Origin of the sequence: Paraburkholderia sp. CNPSo 3281 (genome assembly GCF_024206515.1) — a bacterium.
Classification (GTDB): Bacteria; Pseudomonadota; Gammaproteobacteria; order Burkholderiales; family Burkholderiaceae; genus Paraburkholderia; species Paraburkholderia nodosa.
This window is the reverse complement of record NZ_JAMBPS010000088.1, coordinates 1-19,749: the sequence shown is the minus strand read 5'-3', so window position 1 is coordinate 19,749 and position 19,749 is coordinate 1. Positions and strand designations below refer to the sequence as shown.

Genomic DNA, 19,749 nt, shown 5'->3' with positions numbered 1-19,749 from the left:
CGCAGTACCGCCAACCGAAACCACACCTTTCGTTTCGGTCCACCGAACACGCATTTCGGTGGGGTGAACAGCCGTTTCGGCAGGCTGAACACCGATTTCGGGAAGATGAACACGCATTTCGGAGCGCCGAACACCAATTCCGGAATTCTCCGAAACCGTTCGACTTCAAGCGAAACGGTTGTTCATCTTCCTCCGGAAACACTGTTCGACTTCAACCGAAATCCGTGTTCGGCTTCGCCGAAATACGCAGTATCAGTATCGGATGGACACTAGCCCATACCGTTTCCTGGCTGTTCCCTCTGTCATTAGCAGTCGCCGTGTTCTTCGGCGGTTTGCTACTAGCAATCGTATTCCGTACCCGGACTGGTGCGGTTGCTCTAGTAGTAGCACCTGCGTTCGCACTCGCAGCCAGTGTGATAGGGATTTAGCTAAAAGAACTCTGAGTGTTCAGAGATTTTCGACTATCACATGCATGGTCGACACTCCGACCACGGCGAGCTAAGGTGATGCTCAGTATACTGGCTCGTTGAGGCGCAAATCCTTGGTAACGATTGCGCGAAGAGACAGCGATAGTGTTTCCGAACCGCCATCGACCTCACGCGTGACCTGAACACGATTGTCCGCGGCTACTACCTTCGAGGCGTAGGTAGCTTGCGGCAGGCCAGCTAAGGCCGCGAACATCTGACCCGTTTGGCTCGAGTCATCGTCGATTGCTTGTTTGCGCAAGATAATGAGCCGGGGTTGCTCTTTGTCTGCGACAACCTTCAGTAGCGTGGCGCCAGCCAGCGGCTGAAGTTCGACGTTAGTATCGGTCAAGAGTGGGCGGTGAGCGCCCATAGCGAGTGCCGTACGCTACGTCTCCTGCGCCCGAGCAACGCCAGCTGGGACAAAAGCAACTTCGGTAGAGGCGGACCGCTTCTTGGACCGCGATTTCATCGAATGGGCTGATTGCCATCTAGACGTTCGCGAGAGCGACGCCTCAACCGTCTGACCTAACACTGACTTTGATGTTAGCGTCTACCACGCGTTTGATCGGTATCAAAAGCTTCATGTAGATCCCCGATAGCAAAACTTAAGTACGCTAATCACGGGTAGTGAGCTTCAACATCGTTAAACAAATGATTAGTTGAATCCCACGGCGAACGCAGGTAATGCTGCACGCGGTCTTCTCTGACTTCCCACAGACTATGCGGAGCCCACTTCGGTTGATTATCTTTGTCAATCATGAACGCACGCACGCCCTCCATGAAGTCACCATCCTCGAGACAACGGGTAATGACTCCGAGTTCACGCCTTAAGCACTCTCTCAGGCTACTCTGCCTCCCGCGAATGATCATCTCCCGCGCCACATATAGCATGGTTGGCGCTCGTTTCAACAGTGCTTCACGTGTATCGCTCAACCAGGTGCGCACTACCTGATCCTGCTCCGAGACTACAGCGCGGCCCAACGCAGACATGATGTCTTCGATGCTGTTGCGCGAAGCGAATATGAGGCGCATATAGGTCATCACCGGTTCGAGCGCATGGTGCGGCACATAGGTCTCAGGCACTACCCCCGTGTCCAGCTCCTCGAACAAGGCACGTAGTGTCTTCAACATTACATCTGGAAACATAGGATCGAGCTTGGAACTCGGTATCTTCCTGAGACGATCCTCAAGTGTGAGCAACGACTGAGAGGACACGCACAGGTCTGCAAGCCCCATGTATATAGCACCCGGAGCGCTCAGAGTAGCGCCTGTGAGTGCGAGGTACAGTGCAGAGTCAACTCGCGTTTTCTTGAGGAAGTAGCTAGTTCCCATATTGGGCACTAACCCAATACGTGTTTCCGTCATCGTCAGCTTCGCTCTTTCGGTAACGATGCGAAGCCACGCACCCTGACTGAGACTCATACCGCTACCGAAGGTCGCACCATCGAGTAGTGTGATTACGGGTTTCGGGAACGCGTGTAACGCATAGTTCAGTCGATACTCATCTACGATGAACGTTTTCCATTTTGAGTTACGAGCTACTACAGACTCGTATAGGCTTACCACGTTGGTGCCAGCACAAAACGCGCGCCCTTCACTGCTCCGCAAAATCACGGCTACGATATCGCTATCGGCGCGACACCGCTTGAGTAGTGCAGAGATAACGAGCACTGTATCGTATGACAACACATTCAAGGAGTCGGAACGATTCAGCGAAATGATTGCTACACGATTGACCACCCGAAACAACACGGCGGGCGCGTCAGTGAGTTCTCTAGAAGCAAATACAGGCAACATCGCATTCAACTCAGTCTATCAGGTGATCAGTATTACGCCCAAACCGGAGGAAGTTCTTTGAGTGCGCGCGCAGCGCAAGCATCCGCGAGGCCGTAACCGGGAACGAGCACAACGGACTCATCATTCGAGAGCATGAACGTAGCGTCGTCAGCCGAACCTGACGTAACAGAACGGTGCTCTTTCGAACCACCGCCTGCTGCACTTCCAGCGCGTGGCCGCCTTGTTAAGCGAGCAATCGATAAGGAGTCGACGGCATGTCTTATCGCTCTTTTCGTTGCTTAAAGGCTACTCGTCACGTGGCCGCCGTCTACGACGATCACCGAGCCCGTCATGTACGCAGAGCTGTCAGACCCGAGAAGAAGGATTGGGCCATCGAGATCCTGGAGGCGACCAAGACGACGTTGCGGGATGCGCTTGATCATCGCTAGCCCGGCCGGGGTAGACCAAAACTCGGCGTTCAACTCTGTTTCGATATAACCTGGTGCTAAGGCGTTGACGCGCACGCCGTAGCGTGCCCATTCGAGCGCCAGCGTCTTGGTCAACTGAATCACGCCAGCCTTGGATACCGCATAGGGCATGACTGATCCTGCCTGTCTCAGACCCAAGATCGATGCGATGTTAATCACCGCCCCTGATCGCGCTTTGAGACCTTCCAGCATCTCCTGTGCCAGGAAGAACATCGACTTGAGATTCGTATCGACTACAGAATCCCAATCTGCCTCGGTCTGCGCTGTGGCGGGCTTGTCGATCACGATACCCGCGTTGTTCACCAGAACGTCGATCTCGCCCGCAGTCTGTGCGATGTGCTTGCGTGACTCGCTATCGTTGACGTCCGCTACGATGTATGACGCACCAAGACCTTGACTGGCAAAGCCTCTCACCTGTTCTTCGAGCAGAGCTTCACGTCGTCCAGTCAAAATCACTGACGCGCCTTGACGAGCAAATACAGATGCAAAGTGAGCACCCAGCCCACTTGTAGCCCCCGTGATCAAGATTCGACGCCCTTGTAAGCCGCTGTTTATGCTCATGATGTCCCCTGATATTGTTCACCTGATTTGTAACTACTTGCTTGGCGATTACCTTCCGAGTGCCACCAGCGGGTGACTGTCTGTGCCCCATGGGCACGAAAGGTAATGCTGTATGTGCTGCGGCCATACCTCCATGAGAGCATGCAGTTTCCAATGAGGGTTGCGATCCTTATCGATCAACAATGCTCGAACGCCCTCGCAGAAATCACCTTCTTCCAAGGCTCTACGCACTACCCCGAGTTCCATACGGAAGCACTGGGCGAGCGTCATTTCACGACCGCTAATCAACGCCTCCCGCGTGACTTCAAGCATTAGAGGAGAGCATTGCGTAAGGGCATCCAATGCGGCTTCCAGCCACTTCCTTTCAGCCTCCGTATGCTGCTTATCCAGGTCATCCGCAAGGAGATCGCCCTGGAGATCCGATGCCATCTGCTTCACCGTCCTCCCGGAGTCGAAATACCGATTGATCAACGGCAGGAATGAAGGGAGAACTGAGTTTGCGGTTCCTTGATCGTGACCGGCAAACACTTTGCGCAACACAGCCAAAACGGAAGCCACGGTATCGCTTTCTACCCATTCGACCTCTCGTAGGCGGTCTTCGTAGCCCTCCAACGATTGAGCTTCAACGCAGACGTCCGCCAGGTGGCAATAAACGGCATCGGCCCCGCTGAGTTGCGCCCCCGTGAGCCCCACGTAAAGCTCCAATGCAGGGTCCATCCTGGACATGAAACTCGTGGCCCCGACGTCCGGCAACAGACCGATGCGTGTTTCCGGCATTGCGATCTTCGTGCGCGGAGTCGCCACACGTAGATCCGCCGCCTGTGCGAGTCCCATACCACCGCCCATGGTCACGCCATCCATCAGCGCCACTATGGGCTTCTCGAACGTGTGGAGCGCGTAATCGAGGTTGTATTCATCGACAAAGAATTGCTGCCAACCGTTCGAGCCTTGTCGCTCCCTAGCCTTCGCCTGTTGGTAGAGCGTGCGCACGTCGCCGCCAGCACAAAAGCCCTTGGGACCCTGACCTTCAAGCACGAGGGCCAATATGTGGTCGTCAGCGCGCACTCGCTCCAAAATCACTGCCAGTTCGCGAACCATTGAGTGGGTAAGCGCATTCAAGGCCTGCGGCCGATTCAGTGTGACGACGGCGCATCGATTGACAACACGAAACAAAACTTCCTGATCGGGAGTAGGCATGGGTATGGCATTCATTTCTAATCCTCAGTCGGTGAGTTGTCGTGCGATGACAATGCGCTGGACTTCGCTCGTGCCTTCGTAAATCTTCGTAATCCGTGCATCGCGGTAATGACGCTCAACCGGATAGTCATTCAGAAATCCATAACCACCGTGGATCTGAATAGCGGACGAACATACCTGTTCGGCAATTTCGGAGGCGTAAAGCTTCGCTTGCGAAGCCTCCGAAAGACACGGCTTGCCCAACGTCCTCAAGCGCGCCGCGTGATGCACCAGGTGGCGCGCGGCATTGATCCTCGTGTGCATATCGGCAAGCATGTTGGCCACTGACTGATGCTTGATAATAGCGGTGCCGAATTGCTGGCGTTCATTGGCATACACTCGCGCGGCCCCGAACGCAGCCCTGGCAATACCAACGGATTGTGCGGCAATACCAATGCGTCCGCCTTCCAGATTTGCCAACGCGATTTTCAACCCCTCACCTGGGCGGCCCAGCATGTTGGCTTGTGGAATTGCGCAGTTGTCCAAGGTAACCGGACACGTATCCGACGCCCGGATGCCCATCTTCTTTTCCGGGTGCCCGACGATGAACCCCGGCGTATCAGTGGGGACGATAAACGCCGACAACCCCTTCTTTCCTGCCGAGGGGTCAGTGACTCCAAACACAATGGCCATCTTGGCGCGTTGACCATTGGTCACAAACTGCTTGCTGCCGTTCAGCACCCATTGGCCATTACGGAGTTCAGCGCGAGTCTTCAGGTTGTTTGCCTCGGAGCCCGCTTGAGGTTCAGTCAGGCAAAACGCGCCAATAGCCTGCCCGCTCGCAAGCGGGCCCAGCCAGCGCTCTTTCTGTTCCTCGGTACCGAATTGCAAAATCGGCCCACAGCCCACCGAATTGTGCACACTCATCAACGTCGCACACGACGCACACCCAACCGCGATCTCTTCAATGGCCAGTGCATAGGCCACGTAGTCGGTATACGTCCCACCCTGCTCCGGGGGTACGACCATGCCGAGAAGCCCCAACTCGCCCAACTGCGTGACTACCTCATCCGGTAGCTGGCCGTCGCGATCCCACTGCGCTGCATTAGGTGCCAACTGCTCACTGGCGAAATCACGCGCAGCATCGCGAATCATGCGTTGGTCTTCGTTGTAGAACAAATCGTCCACGGGCACTCCCCCTGTTATGTCTTATGCCAGAGCGCCGACGAGTTCAGGCACGGCCTCGAACAAGTCGCCAACCAGGCCATAGTCGGCAACGGAGAAGATCGGAGCCTCCTCATCCTTGTTGATGGCAATAATGACCTTCGAATCCTTCATGCCCGCCAGATGCTGAATGGCACCCGAGATACCGACCGCCACGTACAACCCCGGAGCCACGATCTTGCCGGTTTGTCCCACCTGGTAATCGTTGGGCACATAGCCCGCGTCAACAGCAGCACGCGATGCCCCGAGAGCCGCGCCAAGCTTATCAGCCAGCGGAGTCAGCACCCTCTCGTAGTTCTCGCCATTTCCGAGGCCACGACCACCAGAAACGATGATCTTTGCCGACGTCAGTTCTGGCCTGTCCAGTTTCGTCACTTCACGGCCAACAAATTGCGAAAGGCCGCTGTCCGCTACAGCATTGAGTGCCTGGATCACGTTGACGGTATTTTCGCCGCCAACCGCAACTGCGTCGAATGCCGTCGTACGAACGGTAATGACTTTCTGCGCATCGGTGGCTTGCACGGTGGCAATCGCATTGCCCGCGTAAATCGGACGCTCGAACGTATCGGCGTTGACGACAGCAGTAATGTCGCTGATCTGCGCGACGTCCAGGAGTGCGGCGACGCGCGGTGCGACATTCTTACCCGCGGCAGTTGCAGGGAACAGAATGTGAGAGTAACTCGATGCGATAGCCAATACGGTGGCCGTCACGTTTTCAGCCAAGCCATCTGCGAGCTGCGGAGCATCTGCGCATACGACTACTGCCACGCCGTCGGCCTTTACGGTCGCGTCCACTACGGCCTGTACATCATGCCCAGCAACCAGTACGTGAACATCGCCACCGATCTTCAGTGCGGCACCGATGGTATTGAGCGTCGAGGCCTTCAGCGACTTGTTGTCGTGTTCGGCAATAACCAGAATCGTCATTTGTGGCTCCTTAGATCGCCTTCGCTTCGTTCTTAAGTTTCGCCACCAATGTCGCGACGTCTGCGACCTTCTGGCCTGCACTGCGCTTCGCCGGCTCTGCAACCTTCAGCGTCTTCAAACGCGGTGCCGGATCGATACCCAGATCAGCAGGGCTCGTGACGTCCAAAGGCTTCTTCTTGGCCTTCATGATGTTGGGCAACGTCACATAGCGCGGTTCGTTCAAACGCAGATCGGTCGTCACCACGGCCGGGAGCTTCAACGAGAGCGTTTCCGCACCACCGTCGACCTCACGGGTAACCACAGCACGTCCATCGGCAATAACGACCTTCGATGCATACGTGGCCTGCCCGACACCCAGAAGAGCCGCGAGCATTTGACCCGTTTGGTTTGAGTCGTCATCGATAGCCTGTTTGCCCGCAATCACGAGCTGCGGTTGCTCCTTGTCCGCGAGGGCTTTGAGAATCTTGGCGACTGCCAGCGGCTGAAGCTCTTCATTCGTCTCCACGAGAATCGCTCGATCAGCACCGATCGCCAACGCGGTACGCAATGTTTCCTGCGCCTGCGTACCCCCCGCCGAGACAACCACGATTTCAGTAGCGGCACCCGCTTCCCGCAGACGAACCGCTTCTTCGACGGCGATTTCATCGAAGGGATTCATCGCCATCTTGATGTTGGCCAGATCGACGCCCGAACCATCCGACTTGACACTGACCTTGATATTCGCGTCAACGACGCGCTTGATAGGTACAAGAATTTTCATGTGAATCTCTTAACAGCCATTTCGAATTAATCGGCAGCCAAAGGGAGTTATTACTCAAACTTCCACACGGGAACGCGCTTTTCGAGGAATGCATTCGTGCCCTCGCGCTGATTCGGGCCGCTGAAGAGATCAACGAAACGCTCGCGCTCCACCGACAGCGCCGCCGAACGGGGTATGCCGTTGCGTGCCTGATGAATCAATTGCTTGCTGAAGTCAGTGGCCTGCGGGCTGTTCTTCAACACGCGCACGGCCATGGCCAGTGCAGCTTCCAGCGACTTGCCTTGCTCCACGACTTCCTCCACGAGGCCGATGTGCAAAGCCGTTTCAGCAGTGACTCGCTCGCCCGTGAGAATCATGCGCTTAGCCCAGCCTTCACCGACAAGCCAAGGCAGCGTTTGCGTGCCACAGCCAGCGGGCAGAAGGCCCACGCCAGGTTCGGGGAGAGCCATCTGCGCCTGCTGTTCAGCAATGCGGATATCGCAAGACAGCGCGCATTCGAGCCCGCCACCCATCGCATAACCATTAACGGCCGCAATCACCACCGGGCGCGCATTCTGCAGGACTTCGAACGCGGTACCAAATGCCGCTGCAGCCCGAAGTGCCGCTTCTTTGCTGCCTGTAGCGAATTGATTCAGGTCCGCGCCTGCAGAGAAGAACTTCGGACCATTGCCGGTAATAACGATGGCGCGAACACGAATGTTCTTGTTCAGTTCCCCAATGCATTCCCGCAGGTGATCCAGGCCCTCAGGCGTGAAGGCGTTGGCGGGCGGGCGATTCAGCGTCAGTTGGGCAACAGCGCTGTCGTGATGGAAGGCAAGTTCGATCATTGTCAATATATTGGGAACGAGGCAACAAAGCCCCGTTATTCTTCGTCGTTATGGCATTACTTCGCTACCGAGGCGCCGTCGCGATACAGCGCGATGACGGACGAGAAGTCCAGACCACCCAGACCACGCGAGCTTGCCGTTTGGTAAAGCTGCTGGGCGATGGCACCCATGAATGCAGGTCGTTTTGCCGACTTCGCTGCATCTGCGGCGAGGCCCAGGTCCTTCAGCATCAGATCAGTACCGAAGCCGCCCGTATAACCCCTGCTGGAAGGCGCAGTACTGACAACGCCCGGATAGGGGTTGTAGGTCTCAGAAGACCACGAACGGCCTGTCGAGGTATTCATGATGCCCGCCAGCACCTGGGGGTCGATGCCCAACGATTCACCGAGGGCCATGGCTTCAGCTGTCCCCGCCATGGTGATACCCAGGACGAGGTTATTGCAGATTTTCGCGACCTGACCCGTGCCCACGCCACCGCAGTGCACGATGTTCTTGCCCATGCCCTTCAGCACCGGCACAACGTGCTCGTACTGTTCGGTGGTACCGCCGACCATGAAAGTCAGCGTCCCAGCTTGGGCACCGCCTGTACCACCCGAAACTGGTGCATCGACAAACGTCAGGCCGCGATCTTCTGCCATTCGAGCCATGTCACGCGCTGTCGTCGGATCAATCGTGGACGAATCGATAATTGTCGCCGAATCGCCACAGCCAGCAAACACGCCGTCGTCAGCGGTGAGCACGGATCGCACGTGTGCCGCAGCGGGCAGCATGGTCACCACCACTTCAGCGCCCGTTGCGGCGTCCTTGGGCGACACTGCATTGCGGGCACCGGCCTGCGCCAGCGTTTCCATCGCCGAAGAACTCAAATCGAATACCGACACGGTGTGACCGGCCTTCAACAAATTCAGCGCCATCGGGGCACCCATGTGGCCCAGACCGATAAATCCGATTTTCATTTCCGCCTCCTCCTAAGTCTGGCGCCTTATTTCAGGCTGATCGTGGTGTTCACGCCGTCGTTCACGGTCGAGTCGTCGAACCAGCGAGCGGTAACGGTTTTTGTCTGCGTGTAGAACTGCACGACCTGCTTGCCGTACGGGCCGAGGTCACCCAACTTCGAACCGCGCGAACCCGTAAACGAGAAGTACGGAACCGGAACCGGGATAGGAATGTTGATCCCGACCTGGCCGACGTCGATTTCAGCCTGGAACTTGCGCGCCGCCGCGCCCGATTGCGTGAACAGCCCCGTGCCGTTTCCGAACGGATTTGCGTTCACCAACGCAATCGCCTGGTCCAGAGTGTCCACAGTCAGGACCACCAGCACAGGGCCAAAGATTTCCTGCGTGTAGATATCCATGTCGGTCGTGACGTCACTGAAGATCGTCGGACCGACGAAGTTTCCTTGCTCATAGCCCGGGACCTTCACGTTGCGGCCGTCCAGAAGGAGCGTGGCACCTTGGGCAACGCCAGAGTCGATCAGGCGCGTGATGCGCTCCTTAGCGGCCTTGGAGACCACCGGACCAACGTCCGTACCGGCTTCAACGCCTGCATTGACCTTGAGCTTCTTCGCCTTCTCAACGATCTCGGGAAGCCATTCTTTCGACTGACCGACGAGGACCACCACGGACGTAGCCATGCAACGTTGGCCAGCTGCACCGAAACCGGCACCGGCCAGCGCATTCGTGGTTTGTTCACGGTTTGCATCCGCAAGCACCACAGCGTGGTTCTTCGCACCCATCATGCACTGCGCGCGCTTGCCGTTAGCGCTTGCGAGGTTGTAGACGTGCGTACCAACAGCGGTCGAGCCCACGAACGACACGGCCTTGACGTGCTCGTGCGTGCACAGTGCGTCCACTGCAGTCTTGCCGCCGTGAATAACGTTCAGCACGCCCTTGGGCACCCCAGCCTTGATGGCCAGCTCCACGAGCATCATCGTGGACATCGGATCTTGTTCGCTGGGCTTCAGCACGAAGGTGTTGCCGCAGACGATTGCCATCGGGAACATCCACAGCGGGATCATGGCCGGGAAGTTGAACGGCGTGATACCAGCGCAGACGCCAATAGGCTGCTGCAGTGTGTACGTATCCACGCCACCAGCAACGTTTTCAGCGAAACCACCTTGCTGCAGGGTACCCACCGAGCATGCGTGCTCTACGACTTCGAGGCCACGGAAGATATCGCCTTCCGCGTCGGGAATCGTCTTCCCCTGCTCTGCCGTCAGCACCTTCGCAATTTCCGACATGTTTTCGCGAATCAACGCCTGGAACTTCAGCATGATGCGCATACGTGCACCGATAGCCGTGTTCTTCCAGGTCTTGAACGCCGTATTGGCGCTTTCGATTGCTGCGTTGATTTCGTCTTCGGTTGCGAAGGGAACGCGGGCCAGCACTTCTTGCGTGGCCGGATTAACGACGTCACGCCACTCTTTGGTTTGCGATTCGACGAACTCGCCGTTGATGAGCAACTTCACAGTTTGAATTGCAGTCATGTTTCGTCTCTATGGTTGTGTTTCTGCCCGTGGCGTGGGGCCGTGGGTATTCAATCAGTGGTCAATCGTCAGTGTTCGACGGCCTTCACCATATCCTCGATCACCTTCTTCGCGTCACCGAACACCATCATGGTTTTATCCATGTAGAACAGTTCGTTGTCGAGACCTGCGTAACCCGATGCCATACTGCGTTTGTTCACGATCACCGTACGGGCTTTATAAGCCTCAATAATCGGCATACCGGCGATCGGGGACTTCGGATCGTTCTTCGCTGCGGGATTCACGACGTCGTTTGCACCCAGCACCAGCACCACGTCGGTTTGTCCGAATTCGCTGTTGATGTCCTCCATCTCGTACACAATGTCGTACGGGACTTCGGCCTCCGCCAGAAGGACGTTCATGTGACCCGGCATCCGGCCAGCAACGGGGTGAATTGCATAGCGGACATCCACGCCCTTTTGCACCAACTTATCCGTCAATTCCTTCAGCGCGTGTTGTGCACGAGCTACCGCAAGGCCGTAACCAGGAACGATGACAATAGATTCAGCATTGCCCAACATGAATGAGGCATCGTCAGCGGAACCCGACTTAACCGGGCGCTGCTCTTTGGAGCCACCATTGTCACTTGCCGAGGCCTCCGCGCCGAATCCGCCGAGAATCACGCTGAAGAACGAGCGATTCATCGCCTTGCACATGATGTACGAGAGGATCGCACCCGAGGAACCCACGAGGGACCCGGCAACGATCAGCATCGCATTATTCAGCGAAAAACCGATACCCGCTGCAGCCCACCCCGAGTACGAGTTCAGCATCGACACCACCACCGGCATATCCGCGCCACCGATTGGGATGATGATCAACACGCCCAGCGCGAACGCAATCGCGGTCATTGTCAGGAAAGGCGTCCACGATTGGGTAAGGAAGAACATCGTGCCGAAGCCCACCATGGCCAAAGCCAACACCAGATTCATCAGGTGCTGACCCGGATACACCACGGGGGCGCCCTGGAACAAGCGGAACTTGTACTTCCCTGACAATTTCCCGAATGCGATAACCGATCCACTGAAGGTGATGGCACCAACGAAAGTCCCAATCACGAGTTCGATGCGGTTTCCGAAAGGCAAAAATCCAACCCCTTGGCCTTCAGCACTCAGACCGAAGGCTTGCGGTTCCGAGACCACCGCGTAGGCAATGCACACAGCAGCCAAACCGATCAGCGAGTGCATGGCCGCCACGAGTTCCGGCATCTTCGTCATCTCGACGCGCCTGGCCAACAGTGAACCAATAGTGCCGCCGACCAAAAGGGCCACGATGAGCAAGCCCATTCCCGTCTGGAGATCAGCGCCGAGTTCCGCCGACTTCTTGAAAATCAGCGCCCCGGTGGTCAAGACGGCAATAGTCATTCCCAGCATGCCAAACGCATTTCCTTGACGAGCTGAACGGGGATTCGACAAACCCTTAAGCGCCTGGATGAAACACACGCTGGCCGCCAGGTACAGCAGCGTAACGATATTCATGCTCATCATGCACTCTCCTTCTTCGCGCTCTTCTTGCTCTTGAACATTTCGAGCATGCGGCGAGTGACCAGGAATCCGCCGAAGACGTTTACAGCCGCCAGAAACACAGCGACGGCCCCGAAATACTTCGCCTGATCGCTGGTCGTCAATGCGGTGGCCAGCATCGCACCCACAATCACGATGGCAGAAATCGCATTGGTTACGGCCATCAGTGGCGTATGCAGTGCCGGAGTGACATTCCAGACCACGTGATAGCCGACGTACACAGCCAGGACGAAGATGGTCAGATTGATGACGGTATGGTTGATGATTTCCATCTTGGGGGTCCTTAGGCGGCTTTGCGCATCAGCGAACCATCGCGGGTCAGCAACGTGGCGCTTACGATATCGTCTGCGAGGTCGATATTCAGTGCCGCGTCCTTTGTGACCAGCTTCACGAAGTCCAGGAGATTGCGCGCGTATAGAGCACTAGCGTCCGATGCCACCTGGGAAGCCAGATTCGTGTACCCGCAAATGTTGACACCAGTATGAGTCGTCACCACCTCATCCGCCTCTGTGAGCGGACAGTTGCCTCCACGGCGGCCCGTTGCAGAATCAACAACGGGACCCTTTCCGGCTGCGAGGTCAATGACCACGGAGCCCGGCTTCATCGCCAATACCGTTTCAGTGCTGAGCAACGTCGGTGCATCACGGCCAGGAATCAGCGCCGTACTGATCACGATGTCAGCCTGCCTGGCGCGCTCGCTCACCAATGCCGATTGACGGTCGAGCCACGACTTGGGCATTGGACGTGCGTAGCCACCAACACCGACAGCGCACTCTCGCTCTTCGTCGGTTTCATAAGGGACGTCCAGAAACTTGGCCCCCAGCGATTCGATCTGCTCCTTCACTGCAGGCCGAACGTCGGAGGCTTCAATCACCGCACCCAGACGCTTGGCCGTGGCAATGGCTTGCAAACCCGCGACGCCCGCGCCAAGAATCAGCACGCGAGCGGCCTTCACGGTACCTGCCGCTGTCATCATCATGGGCATGAAGCGCGGATACAGGTCAGCGGCCACCAAAACCGCTTTATAGCCCGCAATGTTGGCCTGCGAAGACAGCACGTCCAGGCTCTGTGCGCGAGTCGTCCGGGGAGCGGCTTCCATGGCGAAAGCGGTGATTCCGGCCTCGGCCAGCACTTGTGCTTGCGTGGCGTTGAAGGGGTCGAGCATGCCCACCAATGTAGAACCCCGAACCATCAGCGGCAATTCTTCTTCTGTCGGGGCCTGGACTTTGAGCACGAGTTCAGCACCGAAGGCTTGTTCCGCGCTCACCATGGTTGCGCCCGCCGCTGTGTATGCCTGGTCGGAATAGCTGGCTTCCCAACCTGCACCCGACTGGACGAGTACCTGGTGGCCCATGGCCACGTACTTCTTGACCGTTTCGGGGCTGGCGGCCACGCGGGACTCGCCCGTCCGGGTCTCTTTTGGCACTCCGATATTCATACGGCCTTCCTCTTGTTCGAACGTTGAGCCTCGTTCCATGCGAAACCGGCAACCTTCGCAAATCGATTTCCGACTGCCGTTGCGTCCTCGGAAACTGCGGTTCCCCGGGCGACGCGGGCCTTTATGCCGTGCAAGATAGCGGCGAAGCGGAACATGTTGAACACCACGTAGTAGTCAAAATCCGGAACGTGCGTACGATTCGTGGCCCTGCAGTAGGCTTCAACGTATTCCTGCTCCGTGGGCAAACCCAGCCCCTTCAAATCGAATTCCGCAACGCCACCCAGAATGTCACTGGGCAACCTGTACATCATGGCGTTGTAGGCGAAGTCAGCCACCGGATCACCCAGCGTCGAAAGCTCCCAGTCGAGTACCGCCAGCACGCGAGGCTCTTCCGGATGGAAGATCAGGTTATCGACCCGGAAATCACCGTGCGTCAACGACGTCTCGTCGCGTTCAGGCAGGTTGGCTTTGAGCCACGCGATCACGCGATCCATCTCGTCCAGACGGCCCGCGTCCGGCTCATCCATCATGTATTGACTGGACCACCGCTCTAGCTGGCGCGCGACATACCGGCCCGCGCGTCCGTAGTCACCGAGGCCCAGGGCCTGGTAATCCACGCTGTGCAATTGGGCCAGTACGCGATTCATTTCCATCGTGTACAGGTGGCGATCCTCGTTGCTGACACCTTCAAAGGTGGAGCCCCAGAAGATGCGCCCCTTCACGAGTTCCATGACGAAGAACGGAGATCCGATCACAGAGGGCTCGTCACACGACCCGTAAATCCTGGGCACCGGGAATCCGATCTTACCCAAGGCCGCCATGACGCGTGCTTCCCGCTCAACCGCATGGGCACCCTTCAAGAGCGTACCCGGTGGTTTGCGCCTCAATACATACTCCCGACTGGGAGTCACTACGCGGTACGTAGGATTCGATTGACCGCCCTTGAACTGCTCCACTTTGAGCGGACCTTCGAAGCCTGCTACGTGGAGAACCATCCACTGATGGAGCGCCTCGACGTCAAACTTGTGGGCCTCACGGACAGGGCCCGTGCCCCCGAACTTATTTGCGTCAGCCATTGCTGGACTCCGAAGCCAATACCGCGTGTTTGATCTTCTTGGCCAGCGACCACTTGTGGACCTCCGTGGGGCCGTCATAGATACGGAATGCCCGGACTTCGCGGAAAAATTGTTCAACCACCGTATCGCGGCTAACACCCTGGCCACCCATGACCTGGACGCAACGATCCGCAACACGGAACAGCGCCTCGCTCACGGCTACTTTGGCCATGGAGCTTTCCGTAGTTCCCAGGTCACCCGTGTCCAGCACAGAGGCACACCAGTCGATCATCAACGCCGCCTGCTGCAGGTCGATCAGGTTGTCGGCCAGCATGAATCCCACCCCTTCGTGGTCAATCAAGCGCTTGCCGAAAGCATGCCTCTTCGTCGCGTATGCCCCAGCAATTTCCTGTGCACGGACACCCAAACCCAACCAACGCATGCAGTGGGAGAGTCGCGCCGGACTCAAACGGACTTGCGCGTACTTGAAGCCTTCGTTGACCTCGCCGAGCACCTGCGAGGCCGACACGCGCAGATCGCGAATCTCGATACGGGAATGGCCACCCGGCATCGAACTGTCGATGGTGTCCAGGACGCGCTGGACTTGTATGGCCGCATTCGGAAGTTCGACCAGGAACATCGTTGCCTTGGCCAGTTCGTGGTCTTCACTAGTGCGAGCCATGATGATGCCGACTCGGGCCCCTACTGCACCGGTAATGAAGGTTTTCTCGCCATTGATGACCCACTCCTGACCATCTTTGCGGGCAACGGTCTTGATCATGCCCGGGTCCGAGCCCGCACCTTCCTGGTCTGCGGGTTCCGTCATGAAGAAAGCCGACCGGACATTGCCCGCCACCAGCGGTGCCAGGAACCGGGCCTTCTGTTCCTCACTGGCGACCTTGCCCAGCAGAAACATGTTCCCTTCGTCAGGGGCCATCGTATTGACCGCCGTGGGGCCCAGCGGGGACAAGCCTGAGCACTTGAGCACCGCTGCGGTTTCCACCTGCGTGAGGTGTTCACCATTCGGCAACACGTGAGGCGTCAGCACACCAGCGGCCCGAGCCTTCGCACGAAGCTCCACAACGAGGTCTTCGCTGGGACCATGGGAACCCAGGCGGGGATCGCGCTCATAGGGAATCACCTGATGGCGAACGAAAGCCTCAACTCGGGCAGCGATTTCGCGGCTGCGCTCAGTAGGACACGGGGTTAATAGCATGCTCTTCTCCTATTGTTCACCCTCATTGTTGGACAATCATAAAGGACAAAATTGATGACTTCAACTGCTATGATTCGAAAATGAATACAAAACGACAACCCGGAACTGAATCGAGTACTGGCGACGAAGCCCCGGCCGCGGCCTCCGACGTGGTGTTTTATGGAGTTATCCGAGGGCTAGAGAACCAGACGTTTGTCCCCGGGCAGCGGCTTGTGGAGGCGGATCTGGCGCTGACCTTCGGCGTAAGCCGGAACTCGGTGCGAGAGGGCCTTCAGCGGCTGGTCTCTGAAGGCGTGATCGAGCTGCTGAAGCACCGGGGTGCGGTGATTCGAACGCTGGACTTGAGGGATACGATGGCGGTTCTGGATGTCGCAGAACTAATGACGGGCCTGCTTTTGAGGTCAGCGGCGGCACATCAGCAAGAGTATCCGGACCTGAAGCGGATTCTGATGCAAAGCCTCGATGACCTTCAGGCAGCCCATGATAGCCGGGATGACCCGACGTTTAACCGGTCTCGTAGGGTCTTGTATCGCGCGCTACTAGATATGGCGAACAACGGGGAACTACGTCGGCTATTCCCAATGATTGGCATGCCGATTGTGTATGCGCAACACCGGCTGCCGATGCTGCAACAAATACGAGTCCGTGATTACCGGCGTATGGTAGCCGTTGTCTCGAGTGGGGAAACGGAGGCCGCAGAAGAACTAGGTAGGCAGCACGTGCAGAACGTCAGGACCTGCATTTGCGACAACTACGCTAAACGATCCTGACGGGAATCGTGCCTCAGTTGAAGAGGAAGAACAATCGCAATTGCCCCTCACGCGCTGGAGAATCAACCGTATACCATCGACGAAGGACGCCGTTCAGAGTCTCGTGGCCAGATGGTTCCGGCATGAAAAATGCAAACCTCGCCGCACCCGTCAGAAGCCTCTTCGAAAACCGATCCCTCTGTCGGCATGTCGCTAGGGGGAGAGGTCAACCTATCTCAATGACATTGATTTATAGCAATGACATTGATTCATCGGCTACTCGTCAGATGGCCACCATCTACGACGAGAACGGTTCTCGTCATGTAGCGGGATGTATCGTAGGCAAGAAGAAGCATGGAGCCATCAAGGTCTTCGAGTCGCCCCTAGTGCCGCTGCTGTATGCGATTGATGAGCACGTCCGGCGTCCGTCCGCCAAAACTCCTAATCGAGTTCCGTTTCTATGTAGCCTGGAGCGATTGAGTCGACGTGAATGCCATCGCGCGCCCATTCAAGCGTGAGTAATTTATTCAGCTGGACCACATCTGCCTTTGAAACAGCGTACGGCAGCACGTTGCCAGCTTGTCGTATGCCTAGAAATGATTGACATTGCTGGTTGCCCTTTGTCGCAATATCAGCGCTGGAGCAACATCGAGGGCGACGATAAACGTCGACTTCAGATTGGTGTCGATACCCGCATCCCACTCAGACTCGGTGTGCTGGACGGCGGGCTAGTGAGTCACGATGCCGAGCGTTGTTCACCAGGACATCGATCTCACCAATGGAGTCTGCCCTCGGCTTGCGCGACGCAGCACCATTGAAGTCAACCTGCATGCATGACGCGATCCCCCCTTCGACACGTAGGCGCTGGCCCATCTCTTCGAGTACACCCATCCGTTGCCCGACCAAAATTCCTCGACTTTGCGCGCCGCGAACAGGGAGGCAAAGTGAGCACCGAGCCAGGTTGAGGTACCGGTCACCAGAACACATTTTCCCCGCATATCACAGTTCGCGTTCGACAACATGATGCGCCCATATTGCTCAAACAAATTGTTGGGCACTTCTAAGGGACACCATTGCTCCATTCAACTCATATGATTGAGCAATGAACGCAAGTTCACTTAACTCGCCTCATTTTTTGCCTGACGAGCCTGCCGAGGCCGAGCGGGCAACAGGCTTGCTAACCTTAGACCTAAGCGCCGTTCAGTTTGGCGTACTTCTAATAGATGCATCCCGCTGAATTTGCCAAGTATCGGAGTTGAGGATGTGCTCAGGTCGTAAATCCGACGGCTATCTTGTGGCTTTTGGCCCTTGGGTCTGCTGGTCCGCTATAAGGCGCGCCACCTGACAACGCGTAGGTCGTTGTGCGTGCCAACGCGCATTGGTTTGTCGGCAACCTGGCAGCGCGGTGCCCTCCTAAGGCGTCCGTTGCCAGCGGCGTGAGAACGGTCACCGTCGGATCGATCGAGCTCGCGGAGTCCCGGAAACGGCATCCGATGGATGACTTGACGTCGTACAGATGGCGCTGAGGGCAGAACCCAATATCTGAGATTCTTTAATTCTGATTTAAGTCGACAAAAAAGACGATGACAAGTGGATGTGTCTTGATTCACGAAGGTTGTCTACTTTCTCACAATTCATCCAGGAATCATCTACAATTAAATCCCATCCTCTCCACTCGGAGGATTTTTATGAAAAGAATTACCTCTGTCGCGTTTGGGATTCTGCTCAGTGTAAACGGCATTGCGTCCGCATTCGCACAAGTCTCCACATCACCGCACGATCCGTCGACACCCAAAACCCGCGCCGAAGTTATTGCAGACGCAAAGCGTTGGTTCGCCGCTGGTTTCGATCCTCTAGACCTCTTCCACTATCCCAGTACCGCATTGGACACGTCTCGCATCCTCTCCGAACAACGCGGGCAAGCGGCAGGTTCCACTCAATAGCGCCAGCCGTTGTTCTTTCGCTTGAAATCATCTGCAGAGATGTATTACACGAAACCAGCCCCGATTCGTGGGGCTGGTTGTGCTGACAACGCCCGTCATGGTGTGAGTACTGGTCCATCACCGGGGCAAGGCTTCGCGCTGTAGTTCGCATTCGTCGCGCTTTCGTTCGCGTTTTGACGCAGTTTCCATCTCCGTTGATGCCGGGCCGGTCGAGTTCGAAGGGCTGACCAAGATGCCGCCTGAAGGCGCCTTCGCCGTCTGCCGCAGCGGTTTCGCCATACGCTCTGGATCTCGGCATTTCACTGGCTGACTCCAGTAGCCGCTTGTCTGGATGGCGGCAAGCGCTTCGTCGACGGTCTTCTCGTGCTTGCTAAAAAGTGAATGGGACATGAGATTGCACCGTATTCGAAATCCGGGGCGTGAAGCGGTAGTGCTTGTTCATGATTGCGACGGCTGCGGCCGGTCTGGTCGGCGGACCGCTCTCGGGCTGGATACTTCAGAACATGAACGGCGTGTCCGGTATGGGCGGCTGGCAATGGATGTTTCTGATCGAAGGGCTGCCGAGTAGCGTGCTCGGGATCGTGTGCTTCCTCTACCTCGTCGACTCCCCCGACAAGGCTACGTGGCCCACGGCCGCCGAAAGTGCAATGGTGACACGCGATGTGAGTGAATCGCTGACGAGCGCCCAATCGAAGCCGACTGCACATCGCTCTGCGTTCGCCGATCCAAAGGTCTATCTGCTGAGCTTCGTGCTCTACGCCATGCTGTGCGGATCGTACGGACTGACCTTCTGGTTGCCGACGGTCATACGCGAGTTGGGCGTCTCGAACCTGCAGAAAGTCGGCCTGTCACCTTCCGGCATAAAGGAGCCGGGTATTTCCGGCATATAGGCGCCAGCAGAAGTGGGTAGAAACGAGCATCTTTGTGGTTTAAGAATGGGCCGTTTAAGTCGCGTTTGCAAGGTTCAAGTGATGCTCCGGAAGGTGCCGCGGGCTTCGATAGGAGTGACCGTCGAGCACGAGGCAATAAGCGTTGTGGCGCAGCCGGTCGAGCGTGGCCGAGGCGAGCAGACGGTTAGACGGGAACGCCTGGTCC

Annotated in this window: 19 protein-coding genes and 3 pseudogenes; 4 read left to right on the top strand and 18 right to left on the bottom strand. The window is 57.0% G+C overall.

The genetic code is table 11. From position 1 onward, the window contains the following. The coding region (locus M3I56_RS38280) for a hypothetical protein (RefSeq protein WP_254358365.1) at window positions 1–273 on the top strand (273 nt) is incomplete at its 5' end. A gap of 240 nt (window positions 274–513) precedes the next feature. Here M3I56_RS38280 and M3I56_RS38275 read toward each other — a convergent pair. The 16 genes and pseudogenes from M3I56_RS38275 to M3I56_RS38200 form a co-directional block, all read right to left on the bottom strand. Further along, window positions 514–1,051 (bottom strand): annotated as a pseudogene (locus tag M3I56_RS38275) (electron transfer flavoprotein subunit beta/FixA family protein); the annotation flags it as partial. 34 nt (window positions 1,052–1,085) lie between these two features. Further along, window positions 1,086–2,264, bottom strand: a complete 1,179-nt coding sequence (locus tag M3I56_RS38270) for an enoyl-CoA hydratase/isomerase family protein (RefSeq protein WP_254358364.1) — start codon at window positions 2,262–2,264, stop codon at window positions 1,086–1,088. A 50-nt stretch (window positions 2,265–2,314) separates the two neighbouring features. After that, window positions 2,315–2,473, bottom strand: a pseudogene (locus M3I56_RS38265) (NAD(P)(+) transhydrogenase (Re/Si-specific) subunit beta); the annotation flags it as partial. A gap of 69 nt (window positions 2,474–2,542) precedes the next feature. After that, a complete protein-coding gene (locus M3I56_RS38260; protein ID WP_254358363.1) occupies window positions 2,543–3,292 on the bottom strand; it encodes an SDR family NAD(P)-dependent oxidoreductase in 750 nt (249 codons plus the stop codon). 48 nt (window positions 3,293–3,340) lie between these two features. Beyond that, window positions 3,341–4,504: an enoyl-CoA hydratase/isomerase family protein gene (locus M3I56_RS38255; protein WP_254358362.1), complete on the bottom strand. Its 1,164-nt coding sequence runs from the start codon at window positions 4,502–4,504 to the stop codon at window positions 3,341–3,343. Between the two features lie 9 nt (window positions 4,505–4,513). Further along, window positions 4,514–5,662 (bottom strand): acyl-CoA dehydrogenase, encoded by a 1,149-nt coding sequence (locus tag M3I56_RS38250; protein WP_375541869.1) that lies wholly within the window; start codon window positions 5,660–5,662, stop codon window positions 4,514–4,516. A gap of 15 nt (window positions 5,663–5,677) precedes the next feature. Beyond that, complete coding sequence (locus M3I56_RS38245) at window positions 5,678–6,619, bottom strand: electron transfer flavoprotein subunit alpha/FixB family protein (protein WP_254358361.1); 942 nt, start codon at window positions 6,617–6,619, stop codon at window positions 5,678–5,680. A gap of 10 nt (window positions 6,620–6,629) precedes the next feature. Next, window positions 6,630–7,379, bottom strand: coding sequence for an electron transfer flavoprotein subunit beta/FixA family protein (locus M3I56_RS38240; protein WP_254358360.1), 750 nt, complete (start codon window positions 7,377–7,379; stop codon window positions 6,630–6,632). Window positions 7,380–7,429: 50 nt separating this feature from the next. Then, window positions 7,430–8,206, bottom strand: a complete 777-nt coding sequence (locus tag M3I56_RS38235; protein WP_254358359.1) for an enoyl-CoA hydratase — start codon at window positions 8,204–8,206, stop codon at window positions 7,430–7,432. Window positions 8,207–8,262: 56 nt separating this feature from the next. Further along, on the bottom strand, window positions 8,263–9,162 hold the full coding sequence (gene mmsB, locus M3I56_RS38230) for a 3-hydroxyisobutyrate dehydrogenase (protein ID WP_254358358.1): 900 nt from the start codon (window positions 9,160–9,162) through the stop codon (window positions 8,263–8,265). A gap of 26 nt (window positions 9,163–9,188) precedes the next feature. Further along, window positions 9,189–10,691 carry a CoA-acylating methylmalonate-semialdehyde dehydrogenase gene (locus M3I56_RS38225; protein WP_254358357.1) on the bottom strand — a complete coding sequence of 501 codons (1,503 nt, stop codon included), beginning with the start codon at window positions 10,689–10,691 and terminating at the stop codon, window positions 9,189–9,191. A 68-nt stretch (window positions 10,692–10,759) separates the two neighbouring features. Beyond that, complete coding sequence (locus tag M3I56_RS38220) at window positions 10,760–12,214, bottom strand: NAD(P)(+) transhydrogenase (Re/Si-specific) subunit beta (RefSeq protein WP_254358368.1); 1,455 nt, start codon at window positions 12,212–12,214, stop codon at window positions 10,760–10,762. Continuing rightward, window positions 12,214–12,525 carry an NAD(P) transhydrogenase subunit alpha gene (locus tag M3I56_RS38215; protein WP_254358356.1) on the bottom strand — a complete coding sequence of 104 codons (312 nt, stop codon included), beginning with the start codon at window positions 12,523–12,525 and terminating at the stop codon, window positions 12,214–12,216. The genes M3I56_RS38220 and M3I56_RS38215 overlap by 1 nt, the downstream gene beginning before the upstream one ends. Window positions 12,526–12,536: 11 nt before the next feature. After that, window positions 12,537–13,691, bottom strand: coding sequence for a Re/Si-specific NAD(P)(+) transhydrogenase subunit alpha (locus M3I56_RS38210; RefSeq protein WP_254358355.1), 1,155 nt, complete (start codon window positions 13,689–13,691; stop codon window positions 12,537–12,539). Further along, entirely contained in the window at window positions 13,688–14,767 is a 1,080-nt protein-coding gene (locus M3I56_RS38205) for a phosphotransferase family protein (RefSeq protein WP_254358354.1), read from the bottom strand. The genes M3I56_RS38210 and M3I56_RS38205 overlap by 4 nt, the downstream gene beginning before the upstream one ends. Further along, window positions 14,760–15,962: an acyl-CoA dehydrogenase family protein gene (locus tag M3I56_RS38200; protein WP_254358353.1), complete on the bottom strand. Its 1,203-nt coding sequence runs from the start codon at window positions 15,960–15,962 to the stop codon at window positions 14,760–14,762. Before M3I56_RS38200 ends, M3I56_RS38205 begins: the two co-directional genes overlap by 8 nt. 80 nt (window positions 15,963–16,042) lie before the next feature. Between M3I56_RS38200 and M3I56_RS38195 the strand changes: the two genes are divergently transcribed. Continuing rightward, window positions 16,043–16,732, top strand: a complete 690-nt coding sequence (locus tag M3I56_RS38195) for a GntR family transcriptional regulator (protein WP_254358352.1) — start codon at window positions 16,043–16,045, stop codon at window positions 16,730–16,732. Between the two features lie 420 nt (window positions 16,733–17,152). On the opposite strand, the gene M3I56_RS38190 is transcribed toward M3I56_RS38195, so the two are convergent. Beyond that, on the bottom strand, window positions 17,153–17,251 hold the full coding sequence (locus M3I56_RS38190) for a hypothetical protein (protein WP_254358367.1): 99 nt from the start codon (window positions 17,249–17,251) through the stop codon (window positions 17,153–17,155). Between the two features lie 1,043 nt (window positions 17,252–18,294). Here M3I56_RS38190 and M3I56_RS38185 point away from each other — a divergent pair. Continuing rightward, on the top strand, window positions 18,295–18,654 hold the full coding sequence (locus M3I56_RS38185; protein ID WP_309249220.1) for a DUF4148 domain-containing protein: 360 nt from the start codon (window positions 18,295–18,297) through the stop codon (window positions 18,652–18,654). Window positions 18,655–18,856: 202 nt separating this feature from the next. Here the strand turns inward: M3I56_RS38185 and M3I56_RS38180 are convergent. After that, window positions 18,857–19,044, bottom strand: a pseudogene (locus M3I56_RS38180) (phenylacetic acid degradation protein PaaN); the annotation flags it as partial. Window positions 19,045–19,094: 50 nt separating this feature from the next. Between M3I56_RS38180 and M3I56_RS38175 the strand changes: the two are divergent. Beyond that, window positions 19,095–19,544, top strand: a complete 450-nt coding sequence (locus M3I56_RS38175; protein ID WP_254358351.1) for an MFS transporter — start codon at window positions 19,095–19,097, stop codon at window positions 19,542–19,544. Window positions 19,545–19,749 lie beyond the last annotated feature (205 nt).